This window comes from Pseudomonas sp. BIGb0558, from assembly GCF_024807515.1.
GTDB lineage: Bacteria > Pseudomonadota > Gammaproteobacteria > Pseudomonadales > Pseudomonadaceae > Aquipseudomonas > Aquipseudomonas yamanorum_A.
This window is the reverse complement of record NZ_JANUEW010000018.1, coordinates 40,920-57,170: the sequence shown is the minus strand read 5'-3', so window position 1 is coordinate 57,170 and position 16,251 is coordinate 40,920. Positions and strand designations below refer to the sequence as shown.

Annotated in this window: 22 protein-coding genes; 9 read left to right on the top strand and 13 right to left on the bottom strand. The window is 58.7% G+C overall.

Annotation, left to right across the window (positions count from 1 at the left end):
* The first annotated feature begins 27 nt into the window (after positions 1 to 27).
* Genes M2400_RS20705 through sctU form a run of 9 tightly spaced genes read left to right on the top strand, consistent with a single transcriptional unit; the run spans position 28 to position 6,979 of the window.
* The gene (locus M2400_RS20705) at positions 28 to 921 is read left to right on the top strand and encodes an FHA domain-containing protein (protein WP_259197550.1); all 894 of its coding nucleotides are present in this window, start codon (positions 28 to 30) and stop codon (positions 919 to 921) included.
* Positions 918 to 2,276: a FliI/YscN family ATPase gene (locus M2400_RS20700; protein WP_177048219.1), complete on the top strand. Its 1,359-nt coding sequence runs from the start codon at positions 918 to 920 to the stop codon at positions 2,274 to 2,276. Before M2400_RS20705 ends, M2400_RS20700 begins: the two co-directional genes overlap by 4 nt.
* Positions 2,263 to 2,691 carry a type III secretion system stalk subunit SctO gene (locus tag M2400_RS20695; RefSeq protein ID WP_177048217.1) on the top strand — a complete coding sequence of 143 codons (429 nt, stop codon included), beginning with the start codon at positions 2,263 to 2,265 and terminating at the stop codon, positions 2,689 to 2,691. Before M2400_RS20700 ends, M2400_RS20695 begins: the two co-directional genes overlap by 14 nt.
* Positions 2,688 to 3,146, top strand: coding sequence for a type III secretion system HrpP C-terminal domain-containing protein (locus M2400_RS20690; protein WP_259197522.1), 459 nt, complete (start codon positions 2,688 to 2,690; stop codon positions 3,144 to 3,146). Before M2400_RS20695 ends, M2400_RS20690 begins: the two co-directional genes overlap by 4 nt.
* Positions 3,143 to 4,165, top strand: a complete 1,023-nt coding sequence (locus tag M2400_RS20685) for a FliM/FliN family flagellar motor switch protein (RefSeq protein ID WP_259197521.1) — start codon at positions 3,143 to 3,145, stop codon at positions 4,163 to 4,165. Before M2400_RS20690 ends, M2400_RS20685 begins: the two co-directional genes overlap by 4 nt.
* Positions 4,162 to 4,815 (top strand): type III secretion system export apparatus subunit SctR, encoded by a 654-nt coding sequence (gene sctR, locus M2400_RS20680; protein ID WP_177048211.1) that lies wholly within the window; start codon positions 4,162 to 4,164, stop codon positions 4,813 to 4,815. The genes M2400_RS20685 and sctR overlap by 4 nt, the downstream gene beginning before the upstream one ends.
* Before the next feature lie 7 nt (positions 4,816 to 4,822).
* Positions 4,823 to 5,086, top strand: a complete 264-nt coding sequence (sctS, locus tag M2400_RS20675; RefSeq protein WP_177048209.1) for a type III secretion system export apparatus subunit SctS — start codon at positions 4,823 to 4,825, stop codon at positions 5,084 to 5,086.
* Positions 5,087 to 5,096: 10 nt separating this feature from the next.
* The gene (sctT, locus tag M2400_RS20670; protein ID WP_177077134.1) at positions 5,097 to 5,885 is read left to right on the top strand and encodes a type III secretion system export apparatus subunit SctT; all 789 of its coding nucleotides are present in this window, start codon (positions 5,097 to 5,099) and stop codon (positions 5,883 to 5,885) included.
* The gene (gene sctU / locus M2400_RS20665) at positions 5,882 to 6,979 is read left to right on the top strand and encodes a type III secretion system export apparatus subunit SctU (RefSeq protein WP_177048205.1); all 1,098 of its coding nucleotides are present in this window, start codon (positions 5,882 to 5,884) and stop codon (positions 6,977 to 6,979) included. Before sctT ends, sctU begins: the two co-directional genes overlap by 4 nt.
* Here the strand turns inward: sctU and M2400_RS20660 are convergent.
* From M2400_RS20660 to pth, 13 genes are all read right to left on the bottom strand, one after another.
* Entirely contained in the window at positions 6,976 to 7,338 is a 363-nt protein-coding gene (locus M2400_RS20660; protein ID WP_259197549.1) for a transcriptional regulator, read from the bottom strand. The two genes, sctU and M2400_RS20660, sit on opposite strands and share 4 nt — an antisense overlap.
* 8 nt (positions 7,339 to 7,346) lie before the next feature.
* Complete coding sequence (hrpT, locus tag M2400_RS20655) at positions 7,347 to 7,541, bottom strand: HrpT family type III secretion system protein (RefSeq protein WP_177048203.1); 195 nt, start codon at positions 7,539 to 7,541, stop codon at positions 7,347 to 7,349.
* Positions 7,538 to 9,679: a type III secretion system outer membrane ring subunit SctC gene (gene sctC, locus M2400_RS20650; protein ID WP_259197520.1), complete on the bottom strand. Its 2,142-nt coding sequence runs from the start codon at positions 9,677 to 9,679 to the stop codon at positions 7,538 to 7,540. Before sctC ends, hrpT begins: the two co-directional genes overlap by 4 nt.
* A 13-nt stretch (positions 9,680 to 9,692) precedes the next feature.
* Positions 9,693 to 10,130 carry a type III secretion protein gene (locus M2400_RS20645; RefSeq protein WP_310503546.1) on the bottom strand — a complete coding sequence of 146 codons (438 nt, stop codon included), beginning with the start codon at positions 10,128 to 10,130 and terminating at the stop codon, positions 9,693 to 9,695.
* Positions 10,087 to 10,305 (bottom strand): hypothetical protein, encoded by a 219-nt coding sequence (locus tag M2400_RS20640; protein ID WP_259197519.1) that lies wholly within the window; start codon positions 10,303 to 10,305, stop codon positions 10,087 to 10,089. The genes M2400_RS20645 and M2400_RS20640 overlap by 44 nt, the downstream gene beginning before the upstream one ends.
* Positions 10,306 to 10,366: 61 nt before the next feature.
* On the bottom strand, positions 10,367 to 10,960 hold the full coding sequence (gene sctL / locus M2400_RS20635) for a type III secretion system stator protein SctL (RefSeq protein WP_177048199.1): 594 nt from the start codon (positions 10,958 to 10,960) through the stop codon (positions 10,367 to 10,369).
* Between the two features lie 11 nt (positions 10,961 to 10,971).
* Positions 10,972 to 11,520, bottom strand: a complete 549-nt coding sequence (locus M2400_RS20630) for a type III secretion protein (protein ID WP_259197518.1) — start codon at positions 11,518 to 11,520, stop codon at positions 10,972 to 10,974.
* A 13-nt stretch (positions 11,521 to 11,533) separates the two neighbouring features.
* Complete coding sequence (sctJ, locus tag M2400_RS20625; RefSeq protein ID WP_259197548.1) at positions 11,534 to 12,334, bottom strand: type III secretion system inner membrane ring lipoprotein SctJ; 801 nt, start codon at positions 12,332 to 12,334, stop codon at positions 11,534 to 11,536.
* 5 nt (positions 12,335 to 12,339) lie between these two features.
* On the bottom strand, positions 12,340 to 12,600 hold the full coding sequence (locus M2400_RS20620; protein WP_259197547.1) for an EscI/YscI/HrpB family type III secretion system inner rod protein: 261 nt from the start codon (positions 12,598 to 12,600) through the stop codon (positions 12,340 to 12,342).
* Between the two features lie 223 nt (positions 12,601 to 12,823).
* Positions 12,824 to 13,030, bottom strand: a complete 207-nt coding sequence (locus tag M2400_RS20615; RefSeq protein ID WP_259197517.1) for a hypothetical protein — start codon at positions 13,028 to 13,030, stop codon at positions 12,824 to 12,826.
* A gap of 160 nt (positions 13,031 to 13,190) precedes the next feature.
* Positions 13,191 to 14,129, bottom strand: a complete 939-nt coding sequence (locus M2400_RS20610) for a sigma 54-interacting transcriptional regulator (RefSeq protein ID WP_177048189.1) — start codon at positions 14,127 to 14,129, stop codon at positions 13,191 to 13,193.
* Between the two features lie 411 nt (positions 14,130 to 14,540).
* A complete protein-coding gene (gene ychF / locus M2400_RS20605) occupies positions 14,541 to 15,641 on the bottom strand; it encodes a redox-regulated ATPase YchF (RefSeq protein ID WP_076014965.1) in 1,101 nt (366 codons plus the stop codon).
* A 23-nt stretch (positions 15,642 to 15,664) separates the two neighbouring features.
* Positions 15,665 to 16,249, bottom strand: a complete 585-nt coding sequence (pth, locus tag M2400_RS20600; protein WP_003208389.1) for an aminoacyl-tRNA hydrolase — start codon at positions 16,247 to 16,249, stop codon at positions 15,665 to 15,667.
* Positions 16,250 to 16,251 lie beyond the last annotated feature (2 nt).

Genomic DNA, 16,251 nt, shown 5'->3' with positions numbered 1-16,251 from the left:
TGTCTCGCGCCGCCATGAGGCCTGATGATGTTTGAGCTACGGGTACTCGATGGTTCGCACCAGGGGGCCGCGTTACCGTTGTTCGGCGAGCAGTGGAGCATAGGTGCGCACCCGGACGCGGACCTCGCGCTATACGATCCGGGCATTGCCGAGCGCCATGTGCGGTTGCAATGTATTGAGCAGCGCTGGTCGGTGCAGGCCGAGGAAGGGGTGGTGCAGGATGCCGATGGCCTGATCCTGGCACAGATTGCTGACCTGGCACTCAATGCAACGTTTTCGATTGGCAAGGTTCGGCTCTGCGTCGCCCGCGCCGATCAACCCTGGCCCCAGGCGCCTGTGCGTCAAGCGCCCACACCACCGGTCGAGGCGCCTGCCACGCTGAAGCTTTCTTCTATTTCGGGATCGCAGCAGAAACGGTTGATAAGCCTCGCGGTCGTGGTTGCCGTCATCATCACGGCGCTGGGCATGGCCTCTACGGGTGAGCGTGAGGCACAGGCATCGCTGATGCCACCGATGGTCCGGAAAAACGAGCTGGGCTCGCCTTACGATGTCCGCCAGCAATTGCTGAAGATGCTTAATGAGCGCGAGCTGATCAACCGCATCAGCCTTCAGTTGGTCAACGGCCAGGTGCTGCTCGATGGCCATGTTTCCCAGGACGATGTGGAGTTGGTATCGCGCATGCTCAGCCGGTTTGGCGAACAGTTTGATACGGCGGTGCCGGTGATCAGCCGGGTCAAGCTGCGCGACTCAACGCTGCCGTTCAAGATTCTGCAGATCGTCGGCGGGCCTAACGGTCACGTGGTTCTGGAGCAGGGTAACCGGCTGTTTGTCGGCGATGAAATGGATGGCTTGCGACTGGTGCTGATCGATAACACCAAAGTGGTCTTTGACGGCCAGCAACGCTTTGAGGTGAGCTGGTGACCCAGGACCTGCAAGCCCGTCTTGAGGCCTGGGAGCAACGCCAGTCGAGTACGCTGGCCAACTTTGCGCCGGTGGCGATGCGCGGCCGTGTCCAGCGCGTCAATGGCATGTTGCTGCAATGCCGGCTGCCCCAGGCGTGCATCGGCGATCTGTGCCAGATCGAAAAGTCTGCCGGCGAATATATGCTGGCCGAGATCATCGGGTTCGACCAGCAGGACGCCGTGCTCAGTGCCCTGGGCAATCTTGAGGGCGTGCGCGTGGGGGCCAGTGTGCAACGTTTGGGCGTGCCCCATCGGGTGCGAGTCAGCGATGAATTGCTGGGCCAGGTTCTCGATGGTTTTGGGCGACCGATTGCGGGCGACGGCCCCAGCGCCTTTGTGGAGGACGACACACCCGGTGCGAGCACGGTGTTGTGTGAGGCGCCATTGCCCACCGAACGCCCCAGGATCAACCGGGCGTTGTCCACCGGCGTACGTTCGATCGATGGGCTGATCACGCTGGGAGAAGGGCAGCGCGTCGGCCTGTTCGCCGGTGCCGGTTGTGGCAAGACCACCTTGTTGGCCGAGATCGCGCGCAACGTCGAGTGTGATGTGATCGTGTTCGGGCTGATTGGGGAGCGCGGCCGTGAGTTGCGGGAATTTCTCGACCACGAACTGGATGATCAATTGCGCGCCAAGGCGGTGCTGGTGTGTGCAACCTCCGATCGCTCAAGCATGGAGCGCGCCCGCGCGGCCTTCACCGCAACAGCGCTGGCCGAAGGGTTCCGGCGCAAGGGCAAGCGGGTATTGCTGCTGATTGACTCCTTGACCCGTTTTGCCCGGGCCCAGCGTGAAATCGGCCTGGCTGCTGGCGAGCCCCTGGGCCGTGGCGGCTTGCCACCGTCGGTCTACAGCCTGATGCCGCGCCTGGTGGAGCGGGCCGGCTTGACCCGCGACGGAGTGATCACCGCCATCTACACCGTGCTGATCGAACAGGACTCGATGAATGACCCGGTAGCGGATGAAGTGCGCTCCCTGCTCGACGGCCACATCGTGTTGTCACGCAAGCTGGCCGAGCGTGGCCATTACCCGGCGGTTGACGTACTGGCCAGCCTTTCGCGGATTTTGAGCAACGTTGCGTCCCCCGAGCATATCCAGGCCGGCACCGCCTTGCGGCGTTTGTTGTCGGCCTACCAGCAGATCGAGCTGATGCTCAAGTTGGGTGAGTACCAACCCGGCAGTGATGCCCTGACCGATCTTGCGGTGAACAGCCGCCAGGCAGTCGATGGGTTTCTGCGCCAGGACCTGCGGGAGCCCGCGCCGCTGGCGGCGACCCTGGACCAACTGATGGAGTTGACCACCGATGTCCCTTTCTGAAATCGATACCTTGCGGCGTTTGCGCAAGCATCGGGCTGACCGGGCCGAGCGTGCGTTGCGTGCGGCCAAACGGCAGCAGCAAGCGCTGCTTCTGGAAATCCAGCAGGCAGGCGATGCCCTTGAACAAACCCGGTTGGACGAAGCACGGAAAACCGCCGAGTTGTTGGGCAAGCACCAAGGCCAGGTGATCTCGTTCCGCGACATCAAGTCCTGGAATGCCGAGGAGCGCACGTTGTCCGCTGACACTCGCCGTGAAGAGGGGCAGTTACGCGAACTGCACGGTCAGCGCGACGAGCAGTTGACCCACATCGACAGCGCGCAGAAGCAGGTTACCCAATGCTTGCGCGAGGTCGAGAAACTCCAGGAGTTATCCATTTTGTTGGCGCAAGAAGAAACGACGCAGGAAGAAACATGACGCAAGTTCCAGTGAGCAAGCCAGAGCGCCCGCGTTTGCGTGAGCCTCGGGATGAACGTGAACCCGGCCCGGGGGCGATCGTGCCTTGGGAGCACGGACGGTTATTTGCCCAGCTTTTTGGCAATGATAATGAGGAAGGCGGTTACGGCTCTTCCTTGCCGGGAGCCCCCGCGTCAACCCAGGCCGCGATGATCGCGGCCATGACCGAGCAGTTGGTACCGCGGATACAGGCGGCTGTTCAGTGGCCTTTGCAGGCAGTGCTTTACCTGCCGCGCCTTGGGCGGATCAACGCCAGTGTGCGCCGCGAGCAGGGTGCCTGGAACGTTGAGCTGGACGCGGAGGACGAGCGAACTGCGCGCTGGCTGCCTGGCGTGCGCCAGCACCTTGAGGACGGGCTGGCCGGCGCGTTGTCGCAGCCTGTCAACGTGCACCTTGTGCATGTGGACCCTGCGTGATCATGCCGGTTTTAACCCTGCCGGTGGTCAGCGGGGCCAACGTCGCAGCGCGGCGCAGGCTGGGTTGCGGCTTGCGCATGGCGTTTCAGGTCGCGGGGCAGGGCGGTGAGTTGTTGATGGAGCCGGGTCGTGCCCCGGCAGGTGTCAAGCCGCTGTTTTTCGAGAGCGCCAGCGGAGTGCTGGCCTTCGCCGAACCGGGGCCGCTGTTCAGCCTGCTGGGGGAGTGCCCGGTGACACTGGCCGAGGCTGGTAACGACCCGGATTCGTGGTTTTGGGAGTTGTTCCAGCACCACCTGAGCCCGCAGGTGCGTGCGCTGTTCGGCTTCCTGCGGTTGCTGCCGGCGCCCCGGAAACTGAACTTCGGTTGTCGCTTCACGGTGACGTTGGGACCGTCCCGTGTCGTGGGTTATCTGTGGCTGACGCCAGAGAGCTTGCTGGCACTGTGCGAGGCCGGTCCCTGGCATTCGATAGCGGGGCCCTTGCCGGCTTCGTTCCAGTTGGCAGTGGCGGTGACCCTGGGGCGCCTGAGGTTGCCCATCACGCGTTTGCGCGGTGTACGGGCCGGTGACGTGGTGATGCTTGAGCAGCCCTTTTTCGATGTGCAGGGTAACGGGCACCTGCACGTCGGCAGGTACCGGCTGCACGGGTGTATTGACGATGAATCCGGGCCGTTGTGCCTGACGCTTGTTTCGATTGAGGAAACGTCCATGGACGAAGATTTTGCAACACAGGACTACTCAGGGGATGCAGGGCCTGAGTTGGATGAACCGGTAGTGGATGTTTTCGGCCACGAGCCGTTTGATGAGTTGAGCATGGCGCTGAATGTGCGTTGTGGAACCCTTGCCTTGACCCTGGGAGAACTGCGCAATCTCGCCCCCGGTGCGGTGTTGGGCATCTCCGGGTACGCGCCCGGCATGGCCGGGCTCTATTACGGTGACCGGCCTATTGGCCAGGGGCAACTGGTCGAGGTGGACGGTCGACTCGGGCTGCAGTTGTCTCGCGTGATTTTTTCCCGATGACGTTTCAGGGGATTGACCCCCTTGTCCTTGCTGTTTTCCTCGGCGCATTGTCGTTGATGCCGATGCTATTGATCATCTGCACCTCGTTCTTGAAGATCGTGATTGTGCTGATGATCACCCGTAACGCCATTGGCGTGCAGCAGGTGCCGCCGAGCATGGCGATCAATGGAATCGCGCTGGCTGCCACACTGTTCATCATGGCGCCCGTTGGCTATCAGATTGCCCAGAACGTCAAGGCCGCGCCGGTGGACATGAGCAACGTACAAACGCTCATGGATACCGGATATGAAGCCATACAGCCGTTGCGCGCGTTCATGTTGCGCAACACCGATGCGGATGTGTTGACCCACCTGCTGGAAAACACCGCGCGCATGTGGCCGCCTGAAATGGCGCAGAGCACTCAGCGGGAAGACTTGATCCTGTTAGTCCCGGCCTTTGTGCTTTCGCAACTGCAGGCGGGGTTCGAGATCGGCTTCCTGATCTACATCCCGTTCATCGTCATCGACCTGATTGTGTCCAACCTGCTGTTGGCCCTGGGGATGCAAATGGTCTCGCCCATGACCATTTCCCTGCCGCTCAAACTGTTGTTGTTCGTGATGGTTTCCGGGTGGTCGCGGTTGCTCGACAGCCTGTTCCTTTCTTACCTCTGAGTGACCTATGGAACCGATCGTGCTGTTCAAGCAGGGCATGTTGCTGGTGGTGGTGCTGTCGGCGCCGCCGCTGATCGTGGCGGTGGTCGTTGGTGTGTTGACGTCCCTGGTGCAGGCCCTGATGCAGATACAGGACCAGACGCTGCCCTTTGGCATCAAGCTGGTGGCGGTGGGGATCACGCTGGTGATGACCGGCCGCTGGATCGGCCTGGAGCTGATCCAGCTGATCAACCTGATGTTCGACATGATTGCCCGTTCGGCATTGAACTGAGGGAACAGATTTGCTGCTTTATCTCGAATATTTGCCCAGCCTGCTGGTGGCCATGGCGCGCATTTATCCTGTCGCGATTCTGGTGCCGGCGTTTTGTTTCCAGCACATAAAAGGCATGCTTCGGCACGTCATCGTGATGGTCATGGCGCTGATCCCGGCTCCCGGTATCCATGCTGCAATGGCCGGCCAGGATTACTCCGCACTGATGATCAGCGGCCTGGTACTCAAGGAAGCGGCCCTGGGGTTTTTACTGGGGACCCTGTTGGCGATGCCGTTCTGGATGTTCGAGTCGGTGGGTGCCCTGCTGGATAACCAGCGTGGCGCCTTGGCGGGCGGCCAACTCAACCCGTCGCTGGGCCCGGATGCCACCCCCATCGGCCACCTGTTCAAACAGTTGGTGATTTACCTGCTGATCGCGGTCCTGGGCCTGAGCGTGCTGACCCAGGTGATCTGGGACAGCTACCTGATCTGGCCGCCAACCGCCTGGTTGCCGCTGCCGGCAGTCAATGGGTTCAGTGTTTTCCTCGGTGTGCTCGGCGATACCTTTACCCACATGATGCTGTACGCCGCGCCGTTTATTGCGGTGCTGTTGTTTCTGGAATTCGGTTTCGCCGTGTTGGGGCTGTACAGCCCGCAACTGCAGGTTTCTACCCTGGCCACGCCGGTCAAGAGCCTGGTGGGGCTAGGTATCCTGCTGCTGTACTTCCCGCTGCTGCAGGATTTGATCGTCGAACGCATGGCGCAGTTGGCAGACCTCAAGCATTCCCTGGGACTGATGTTCGGGAGCTCGGCACCATGAGTGATTCGGGTGAGAAAAAACACGCGGCCACGCCCAAGAAACTCAAGGATCAGCGCCAGAAGGGCCAGGTCGCCCAAAGCCAGGACGTCGGCAAGCTACTGGTGTTGACCGCCCTCAGCGAAATCGCGTTGTTCACTGCCGAACCCAGTATGCAGCGCTTCCAGCAATTGATGGTGATGCCCATGTCACGTTTCGGGCAGCCCTTTGTGCGGGCGCTGGAGGAAGTGCTGACGGAAGGCTTGATCGTGTTTTTTTCCTTCGCCTTGCTGATGGCCGGGGTGGCGATCACGGTGAAGTTGATCAGCGGCTGGATGCAGTTCGGTTTCCTGTTTGCGCCGGAAAGCCTGAAGCTGAATTTCAGCCGTCTCAACCCACTCAGCCAGGTCAAGCAGATGTTCTCTGCCAAGTCAGTGATGAACCTGTTGATGGGGGTGGCCAAGGCGCTGATGCTTGGGGTGATCTTGTACGTGGTGATCGGCCCGTCATTGAGCGCCTTGATCAACCTGGCCACCAGCGACCTGCAGAGTTACATCCTCGCGTTGATCATCCTGTTCCGCCATCTGTTGCACATGTGCCTGGGTTTGCTGCTGGTGCTGGCGCTGATCGACATGGCGTTGCAGAAGCACTTCTTTGCCAAGAGCATGCGCATGACTCAGGTGGAGGTGGTCAAGGAATACAAAGATATGGAAGGCGACCCTCACGTCAAGGGGCAGCGCCGGTCGCTGGCCATGCAGCTGGCCCAGGAGGAACCCAAGGTCAAGCTGCCCAAGCTGGAAGAGTCTGACATGTTGGTGGTCAACCCGACGCACTATGCCGTCGCGCTGTACTACCGGCCGGGTAAAACGCCGCTGCCGCTGCTGGTGGATAAAGGCACGGATGCCGAGGCCCGTAAACTGATTGACCGGGCCAAGGCAGCCGATGTACCGGTGATCCAGTGTGTGTGGCTGGCGCGCATGCTGTACGAGAAAAAGCTCGGGGCGAACATTCCCCGGGAGGCGTTACAGGCGGTAGCGTTCATCTACCGCACCCTGCGTGAGCTCGACGATGAGGCCAAGCGTGAGACGCTGGAGTTGCCGGAACTTGAACAGCGTTAACGGTGGCGGTGCACGTCCAGCGCTTCCAGGTTAGCCAGTGAAAGCAGGGTGCTGATGATGTCATCCGCCGCCTCTCCATCTGCTGGCAGCGTGTGCCAGATCACCAGGGTTCCCCTGGCATCGAGATAGACAAAGTAGCCGTCAAACGCCAGCGCCTGTTCAAAACGCCGCTCCAGCACCCGTTCCAACTGTCCGGCGCTCAGCGCCCCAAGGTCAAACTGCAAAGCCAGTCCAGGTTTGTCACCGGCTTTTAAGCGGCACACGCCTATGCCAGGGCTGAGAGACAGGTGGGCGTTGTTGCCGCCCACCAGGTCATTCAGGAATACCTGGCGATGCGAAGCATCGTTGGGCAGTCCCATCATGGTGCTCACCGTTCCAGTGAAATCGTTTGATAGTCCGAACGCTCGCCGGCCGGGCCGGGTTCGACGCGCATCTGCGGTGGCCACCAGACCACCATCTTATCGGCGCCCGATTGTGGGCGTGAGCAGGAGTCGCCCTTGCACGTCGGTGTGCAACCAACGACAAGCAAGGTGATGCCGAGGAGGGTGAATAGCCGTTTCATTGCACAGTCTTCCGGGTGGGGGTGAGCAGGGAGGGGCGGGGCACACCGATGTGTTCATCTTTGACCACAGGGCGCATGGCGATGAAGACCTCGGCTTCTTCCCCCGGCTTGAGCCAGGCATGTGGCCATACGCTGACGGCGAGGGTCTGGGAGTTGCTGCATTCTTTTTCATCGATGCGCACATTGCGATTGAACTGGTTGCGCATCACTACTACCGCCACGTTGAACTGTGGGCCGGCATACCATTGGTTGCGGTCGGTATTCATCGCCAACAGGTCGCGGGTGGAGCACAGTGTGTCGATGCCCAGGGGCATCGGTGCGGCTTTGAAGGCGCTCGGCACTTGCCCGGTGACGAGATGCGCCAGGGTGCTGGTGATGTCGCTGCGCTTGATCACTGGCGCGTGTTCGGCATAGCGCCGGGCCAAAGGTTTGAGTGCGGCCTGCAGCTCCGCCTGATCGGCCTGGGGCAGGTAACGTGATGGATCGGCCTGGTCGCCGATGACCCTCGGGGTCAGGATGAACAGCCGTTCACGGCGATTGTTCTGTCGTTCGGTCGAGGAAAACAACGTCTTGCCGAGTAACGGGATGTCCCCCAGCAAGGGGATCTTGCTGTGCTTGTCGGAGCTTTCGGTGACATGGAAGCCGCCGACCACCAGCGAGCGTTTTTCCGCCATCACCGCTTGGGTACTGACCTTGCCGCGGCGTACGTCCGGGCCGATGCGCTCGGGGTTGGACTCATCGAAGTTACCGTCCTCGATATCCACCACCAGATGGATCTGGTGAGTGCCTCGGGTGGTGATCACCCTGGGTACCACCTGGAAACTGGTGCCAACGGTAATTGGCAGGACGGTCGCCACTTCTGTACCGGCGGTGAGGTACTGGGTGCGGTTGAAATCAATCACGGCTGGCTGGTTTTCCAAGGTGAGGACCGACGGATTGGACACCATGGACGCCAGGCCGCGTTGCTCCAGTGCACGTATATCGGCATAGAAGCGGTCACGGTTTTCAATCGACAGTTGCGACGAGGTCCCGGGCGCCATGTTCACGCCGCCACGGAAACGACTGTTTTGAAAGCCCCAGTTGACCCCGAATTCCCGCAGTTGAGTGCGCTCGATGTCGAGGATGATTGCATCGATTTCCACCAGTTTGCGCGCCACGTCCAGCTGGGCGATCAGTTCGCGGTACATCGCCTGGCGTTCCGGCAGGTCGTAGATCAGGATGGCGTTGTTGCGCACGTCGGCCTCGACCCGGATTCTGCTGGTGGAAACCGGCGCTCGTGGCGTGAGCGACATACCGCTGTCCAGCGTGCCCGGGTTGATGGTGGGGCCAAGCATCTGCCCCAGCATCGGGTTGCCCAGCCGGGGAAAGGTTGGGGTGATGGGGGACGGTTGTGATTGGGCGTTGGGGCGCGGGCTCATCCCCGAAAGGGTTGAGGCCTGCCTGGGTTCCAACAGCCCGCGCAGCATGCTGGCGACGCCCGGGATGGTGATTTTTTCGCCGCGATAATCAATCTGGCGATCCGCCGCATTGGCAAACTTCAGCGGGTAGCTCAGCACGCTTTGCTTTTCTTCCGGGGATTTGCGCTGGCTGCTGAATTGCTTGATCTGTTCGATATAGCGTTTGGGACCGGACACCAGTACGACACCGTCGTCAGGCAATTCGCCCCAACCGAAGCGGCTATCGAGCAAGCCTATATCGGTGAGGGCCTGCTTGAGGTCGGCGATGGTCTCGGAGGAGACCTCCAGGCGTGCAGACTCTTGTTGGTCCAGGGTGCTGATATACAGCGTGTTGTTGTACAGGTACCACTGGAAGCGGTGCTCTACGCCGAGCCTGTCGAGCAACGATTGCGGGGTATTGGCGCGTATCTTGCCATTGACGTTGCCATCGAGGAGGCCGTCGATTTGCAGTTGGGTACCGAAGGTCTGGGCGAAATCTTCCAGTACATCGCGCAGGGGCTTATGCTCTGCCTCATAGGCGTAGGCGGTGTTTTTCCATTCGCTGGGGACGGCGGCCAGGGTGCTTTCCACGGGAGCCAACAGGCAGGTCAGTGCAATCAGGTAGCGCCAGTCGGCGCGTTTTGATGGAACACCAGGCAAGTCAATCTGCAAGCCGGTGCGCTTGTGGGTCTTGTTATACATGAGGGTTCTCTAATTAGTACGACAGCGAACGTAGCGAGGTGGGTTTGAGGTTTTGGGCAGGCTGCGCAAGGCGGGCGAACAGGGAGCGCCATGTGTCACGCTGGTTGAGCAGGGATTCAATGCAACCCAGCACGGAGTCCAACCCCTGCGAATCCTGAACGCTTTGAATCAGCCATAACGCACCGCTGTCAGGCTTTTGGGAAAGCGCACCCTGGAAATGATTCAGGCTGGCGGCGCCCAGGCGCATCCAGTTTTGCAAGGTCGTGTTATCTGGCCGGCTTGAGGTCAGTTGAGCCCCGAGCAACAACGCGTCTCCCTGATGTTTCAGCATGAGTTCATCATCGCCTTCAAACAGCGAGAGCTGTTCTTTACGGCTGTTCAGCCAGTGACTGACGAGCTCCTGCATTTTATTGAAAGCTGTCAAAGGTACTTTTGAGCAGCATATGCTCAACGCGGTTATGTTCCAGGTACGCCATCTGGGACACGGTGCTCTTTACTGCCAGTTCATAGAATAATTCTGCGTCTCCCCCCTCTTGCGCAGCCCCCCCGGAACTTGATTTAAAAAGCTTATGGGAGGTACTGCTGGTTCTTAAAAGTTCGCGCGACAGATCATTGAAAAGGCTCATGGGCGTTCCTTTGTTATGGGTGGGTGTGCATTGAAAAATCAATTTTTTCAGTCGTGAGTCATCAAGCGCTTATCCGGTGCTCTTGGGCCTGATTGAAAAAAAGCTCGAGCATCGAGTGCCAACTGATACGGAAATCACCCTCGTCGGTTTTCAACACAAGTGTTTGAGGGGGAATCGTCTCGTCGGCGTGAAGCTTCCAGATCGTGGCCTTGCGATTAGCGAGACACTGTTTTATCTCCTCAAGGTCATGAGGGTGGCAGAGCAGCGACGCATCGATCTCCGGGACCTGGTTCGCCAGTAATTGCTTCAACAGGGCGGCCAGCCTTTGCGGGGCTACCGTTGCGTCAAGCAGGGAGCGAATCGCCTGGTTGGTGATTGATGTTGCGTACTGCTCCAGGCTGTCGCACATGGCTTGGCGGTCACGTTCCCATCGCTTGAATTGGGCATCCGCGCGCTGCCAGACTTCCAGCGAGGCCTTCTCCAGCAGCGCTTCGCATTTCTTCTCTGTCTGGGCTATCAGTTCATCGGCCTGCGCATTGGCGCGACTGATGAGCTGGCTGGCTTGCTCCCAGGTCGCGAGTTCCTCTCGGGGGATCAGGCTGCGTGGCAACCCTGGTTTGTCCTTGAGCAACTCAATGGTGTACTGACATAGCATCGTTGTGTTCCTTACCCGTTCGAGTCAGGGGGCATAGGGTCGTTTTCCGGTGTCGTCACACGCCAGACGACGGCTTGCCATAGCATGTTCAGTCGGCTGCTGGCGTTCTCGAGTGAGGCGTTGTTCTGCTCAACCTTGTGTACGCGCTCACGGGGGAACCTTAGTCGAAGGCGCTGCCAGGTCTCGGGCCCGGTCCAGCTGTGGAGCAGTTGCAACGGATCCGCACCAGGCGACAGCATGGCGGGGGGCAGAGCCTTGGAAAGACGCGTGCACCACAGGTGCTGACTGTCGCTCAAAGGCGCTGTGGCGTCAGGGTTGAACGTGTAGTGAACCAGTGTCAGCGCCAGGTCGAGCTGTTCCGTCGAGGCCAAAACCAGGCGAAGCACGGTGGGATCCGGTGCTGGCGGCAAGCAGGCTGCAATACCCGTGAGGTCGTCCGGTGCTGACCGACCGATGCGATACAGCGCGTTAATCGCAGGGTACTTGCCATCCTTCCAGTCCCGGAGGGCGTGCTTCCAGGGAAATGCCCACCATTGAGCCCAGGCCAGATGTTCGCTCAAGGGCTGATCAGGTCTAGGCGTCATGAGTTGGGCGGGCCAATTCGGCTGTCACGGGCGGCCCTTGCACAAGACGCTGACGCCTGTTGTTTAGAAACAGGGCGCCAATCACGGTCAACATCAAGGCGAGCAGGGAGATGAGAAGGCTGCCTCGCCAAAACCCGAGATCATCGCCGGGGACCAGAAAAGGGCCGAAATACACCAGGCGTTGCGGATCCTGGTAAGCGGTGGCAGGCACGAATATCACGGTCAGTTTTTGCGGGTTGTCCACCGCGGTGGTCATGCCCGGAATGCTGCTCGCGACCATCCTGCGAACCCGTGCGCGAATGTTGTCGGGATCCAGGCGCGGATCATGCTTGATGAATACGGATGCGGATGCGGGTTGGACAGGCTCTCCCGGTGCGATGCGTTCGGGCAGTACCACGTGCACTCGGGCTACGATGACGCCGTCAATGTTGGACAGTGTGGCCTCAAGCTCCTGGGACAAGGCATAGATGTAGCGTGCCCGCTCTTCCAGCGGAGTTGAAATAACCCCCTCCTTGCGAAACGTATCGCCCAGTGTGGTCCGCGCCACTCTGGGTAGCCCGGCGGCTTCCAGTGTGCGCACGGCGCGTCCGATATCGATAGCGTTAACCGCTACGACGACACCGTCTTTGGCCGGAATCTTCTGGGCACGAATATGCTTGTCCGCCAACTCGGCGATCACTTCATTAGCCTCTTGCTCAGAGAGCTGGCGATGAAGTTCAACGCGGTCGCCGCAACCGGTCAACATAAATGCCACCGTCAGAAGTAAAGCGACAGGCAGGGATCGGGTCATGTTCACTATTGCAAGTTGCAAATTTTGTCGATGCATTGGGTTGCCTTGCCAAGGCTCTTGGTCAGCAACTGGGAAGTGAGCGTCGTGTGAGACAGTTCCCGTGGGTATTTTCTGAGTGTGTCTGCGTCCAGGCCGTTGGTTGAAGCTTTCAACGCTCGCGCGAGGCGGCTTTTCGCCGCAGTGAGGTGGTTCGATGTCTCCGTCAGCATCGTCGATACACTGTTGTTAACGGAGGCAGCTGACCTCGCTGTTGAGGGCTCGAGCATTGACGTGAAAAAGGCAACATCTGTCGTGGACGCTGAAGGTTCTCGCGCGCTGTTGGCACCTTCTCGGCGATTAGAAAGTGTTGAAGGGGCAAATGCTTCTATCTGCATATAAGGCCTGCTGCGTGAGTGTGTGAAACCATTTGCTAATAATGGCTGATGCCGAATTTTCTGCTTCAGCGCATAGGACTGCCTCCCCGGCAGATGAGCAGGGGAGGCCGTTGTGTTACGAACGGATCTCTTTAGCTGCGGCGTATAAACCCGAGATCATTTTTGCTTTTAAACTTTCTTGGAAAGTTGCTTCGGCAACGGCTTCTGCTCGATCAGACGCAGAAGTACTGCCACCACTACCAGCATCCGTTCCGTTGTTAAGGGTATTCTCCAATGAAGAAAAAGCGTTGCTGACGGCATTGTAGGATCCAACACTTGACATATTTAAACTCCAGGTTCTTCAATCGTTAGTCGTTGGTTTTTTGGTCGTGATCAGTGATACGGGTTCCGTGCTTCTCGCATTTTGTAATCACGCTACGACTGTGTGGTCGATACGACTAAAGCGTTCCAGCGTTTTTTAGATTTTTCCAAATGTTTGGCTGTTACGCAGTGGGTGCCTGGAGAGTGACGATGCCCAGTTGTTTAATCCTGTAATACAGCGTGCGCCTTGCAACCCCCAGTTCAGCCGCCACAGTGTCCACACAGTGGTGATGGCGGCTCAGCGATTCCTGAATCAGTGCTTTTTCAATGTGTCGCAGACGTGCCTTCAGGCCTGTCTGGGTATCCTGTTGTTCGCTTATCGGGGTTGCAATCGGTGGCAGACCCAGCACAAACCGCTTGGCGGTCGAACGCAGTTCGCGAACATTTCCCAGCCAGGGGTGGCAGAGCAACCGGTGCAGCAGTGCGCTGGATGGGGCAGGGAAGGTGCACTTGAAGTGCTCTGCCTCTTGTTGAATCATGTTCAAGAACAATGGAATGATCTGCTCACGGCGTTCGCGCAGGGGCGGGAGCCGGATATCGACAACGTTCAGCCGAAAGTACAGGTCGCGCCTGAAGGCCCCTTGTTCGACCATCTCCTCCAGTGATTGCTGTGCGGAGGCGATCACTCGCATGTCCACCGGGATAAAACGAGTGGAGCCCAGACGCTCAACGCCCCGGCACTCCAGTGCTCGCAGCAACTTGGCCTGCAGGTTGAGGGGCATGCTGTCAATTTCGTCGAGGTACAAGGTGCCCAGGTGGGCGGCTTCGACAAACCCGGCCCGTGATTGCATCGCACCGGTATAGGCACCGCTGTTGACACCAAACAGTTGGCTTTCAGCCAGGCTTTCCGGGATCGCCGCGCAGTTGACGGCAACAAAGTTTCCCTTTCTTCCGGATAACAGATGTATGCGTTGTGCCAACGTATCTTTACCTGTCCCTGTTTCACCCAGCAGTAGCATATCGATATTAAGTGCGGCCGTGTTCTGAACAGTAGCCTCGATCGCTGGGCATTCGGTAAGTGGTGCGTCTGTAACATACTTAGGGTGATAGGAAAGCGACATATTGCTATTGCTCCAATATTGGATCGCATCACTATTTTCAGACTATTTGAGTCCATTCGAATACAGAGAAGTAAACCGGAAATTGTTTATTTTGTCACCTTGGTCAAGAAATGTCGGAGGGGTATTTAAATCTATAGTTCAAGAGGCTGATCAAAGTTCAAGTGTTTCTATGCTGTTATTTTCTTTTTGTTTGAAGGATAAATCCTAAAGACGGCTTGTCTTTTTATGGAGGGGGGTGAGTTGCTGTTGGGGGGTGGGGGGAATCGGCGTTTTGAGTGTTTTATATTTTTAATATATAAAGTTAATTAATGTGTCGTGATGCTTTTTTGTTAAGTTTGGAAGTGAGCGCCCACAAAAAAGCCGATGCACTGCATCGGCTTTTTGTTTTGCGGCATAGGCCGCAGGTGACGCTTAGACGTTGAAACGGAAGTGCATCACGTCGCCATCCTTGACGATGTATTCCTTGCCTTCCAGGCGCCATTTACCGGCTTCCTTGGCACCGGCTTCACCCTTGAACTGGATGAAGTCGTTGTAGGCGATGACTTCGGCGCGGATAAAGCCTTTTTCGAAGTCGGTGTGGATCACGCCAGCCGCTTGCGGGGCAGTGGCACCGACCTTGACGGTCCAGGCGCGGACTTCTTCAACACCGGCGGTGAAGTAGGTCTGCAGGTGCAGCATTTCGTAGCCGGCGCGGATCACGCGGTTCAGGCCAGGCTCTTCCAGGCCCAGGGCCTCAAGGAACATGTCTTTCTCTTCGCCGTCTTCCAGCTCGGCGATTTCCGCTTCGATCTTGTTGCACACCGGTACAACGATCGCGCCTTCTTCTTCGGCAATGGCCAGGACCACGTCCAGCAGCGGGTTGTTTTCGAAACCGTCTTCAGCCACGTTGGCGATGTACATCACAGGCTTGGTAGTCAGCAGGTGGAAGCCCTTGATCACCGCTTTTTCGTCGGTGCTCATGCTCTTCATCAGGCTGCGTGCCGGCTTGCCCAGGGTGAAGTGAGCAATCAACTGCTCCAGCAAGGCTTTCTGGACCACTGCGTCCTTGTCGCCGCCCTTGGCGTTGCGCGTGACCTTTTGCAGTTGCTTCTCGCAGCTGTCGAGGTCGGCGAAGATCAGTTCCAGGTCGATGATCTCGATGTCGCGTTTCGGGTCGACGCTGTTGGAGACGTGAATCACGTTCTCGTCTTCAAAGCAGCGGACCACGTGAGCGATGGCATCGGTCTCACGGATGTTGGCGAGGAACTTGTTGCCCAGGCCTTCACCTTTCGACGCGCCGGCTACCAGGCCTGCGATGTCGACGAACTCCATGGTGGTCGGCAGGATGCGCTTTGGATTCACGATGGCCGCCAGGGCGTCCAGGCGTGTATCGGGCATCGGCACGATACCGGTGTTCGGTTCGATGGTGCAGAAGGGGAAGTTCTCCGCCGCAATGCCGGATTTGGTCAGGGCGTTGAACAGGGTGGACTTGCCGACGTTAGGTAGGCCGACGATGCCGCAATTGAATCCCATGGTGTTTCCCCTCGGGTAAAGAGTCAGGCCTTCTGGCTGTGCAGGTTTTTCATCGCGCGGTTCCATTCACCGGCGAAGATATCCGGCAGCACGCCGAGGGCAAAATCGATGCTGGCATCGAGTTTTTCCTGTTCGGCGCGTGGCGCACGACCCAGGACGAAATTTGAAACCATACTGGCAACGCCCGGGTGGCCAATGCCAAGCCGCAAGCGGTAGAACGTATTCTGATTGCCCAACTGCGCGATGATGTCCCGCAGGCCATTATGCCCGCCATGGCCGCCGCCTTGCTTGAGCTTGGCAACGCCGGGTGGCAGGTCAAGTTCGTCATGGGCCACCAGGATTTCTTCGGGTTTGATCCGGAAGAAGCCCGCAAGCGCCGCGACAGCCTGGCCGCTGCGGTTCATGTAGGTGGTGGGAATCAACAGACGAACATCCTGACCCTGATGCGAAAAGCGCCCGGTCAGGCCGAAATATTTGCGATCGGCCACAAGATTGACGCCTTGGGCGTGGGCGATACGCTCAACAAAAAGGGCCCCCGCGTTATGCCGGGTCTGTTCGTATTCGGCGCCTGGATTTCCCAGGCCAACGATCAGTTTAATGGCAGTCACGA

Excerpts from the sequence above, each read along its gene's own strand:
- sctR (WP_177048211.1), top strand. The coding sequence starts at position 4,162 with ATGACGTTTCAGGGGATTGACCCCCTTGTCCTTGCTGTTTTCCTCGGC.
- sctJ (WP_259197548.1), bottom strand. The coding sequence starts at position 12,334 with ATGACCCGATCCCTGCCTGTCGCTTTACTTCTGACGGTGGCATTTATG.
- sctU (WP_177048205.1), top strand. The coding sequence starts at position 5,882 with ATGAGTGATTCGGGTGAGAAAAAACACGCGGCCACGCCCAAGAAACTC.
- M2400_RS20695 (WP_177048217.1), top strand. The coding sequence starts at position 2,263 with ATGTCCCTTTCTGAAATCGATACCTTGCGGCGTTTGCGCAAGCATCGG.
- M2400_RS20690 (WP_259197522.1), top strand. The coding sequence starts at position 2,688 with ATGACGCAAGTTCCAGTGAGCAAGCCAGAGCGCCCGCGTTTGCGTGAG.
- sctC (WP_259197520.1), bottom strand. The coding sequence starts at position 9,679 with ATGTATAACAAGACCCACAAGCGCACCGGCTTGCAGATTGACTTGCCT.
- sctL (WP_177048199.1), bottom strand. The coding sequence starts at position 10,960 with ATGCTATGTCAGTACACCATTGAGTTGCTCAAGGACAAACCAGGGTTG.
- M2400_RS20705 (WP_259197550.1), top strand. The coding sequence starts at position 28 with ATGTTTGAGCTACGGGTACTCGATGGTTCGCACCAGGGGGCCGCGTTA.
- M2400_RS20660 (WP_259197549.1), bottom strand. The coding sequence starts at position 7,338 with ATGGGACTGCCCAACGATGCTTCGCATCGCCAGGTATTCCTGAATGAC.
- M2400_RS20640 (WP_259197519.1), bottom strand. The coding sequence starts at position 10,305 with ATGAGCCTTTTCAATGATCTGTCGCGCGAACTTTTAAGAACCAGCAGT.
- ychF (WP_076014965.1), bottom strand. The coding sequence starts at position 15,641 with ATGGGATTCAATTGCGGCATCGTCGGCCTACCTAACGTCGGCAAGTCC.
- M2400_RS20615 (WP_259197517.1), bottom strand. The coding sequence starts at position 13,030 with ATGTCAAGTGTTGGATCCTACAATGCCGTCAGCAACGCTTTTTCTTCA.
- sctS (WP_177048209.1), top strand. The coding sequence starts at position 4,823 with ATGGAACCGATCGTGCTGTTCAAGCAGGGCATGTTGCTGGTGGTGGTG.
- M2400_RS20620 (WP_259197547.1), bottom strand. The coding sequence starts at position 12,600 with ATGCTCGAGCCCTCAACAGCGAGGTCAGCTGCCTCCGTTAACAACAGT.
- hrpT (WP_177048203.1), bottom strand. The coding sequence starts at position 7,541 with ATGAAACGGCTATTCACCCTCCTCGGCATCACCTTGCTTGTCGTTGGT.
- M2400_RS20610 (WP_177048189.1), bottom strand. The coding sequence starts at position 14,129 with ATGTCGCTTTCCTATCACCCTAAGTATGTTACAGACGCACCACTTACC.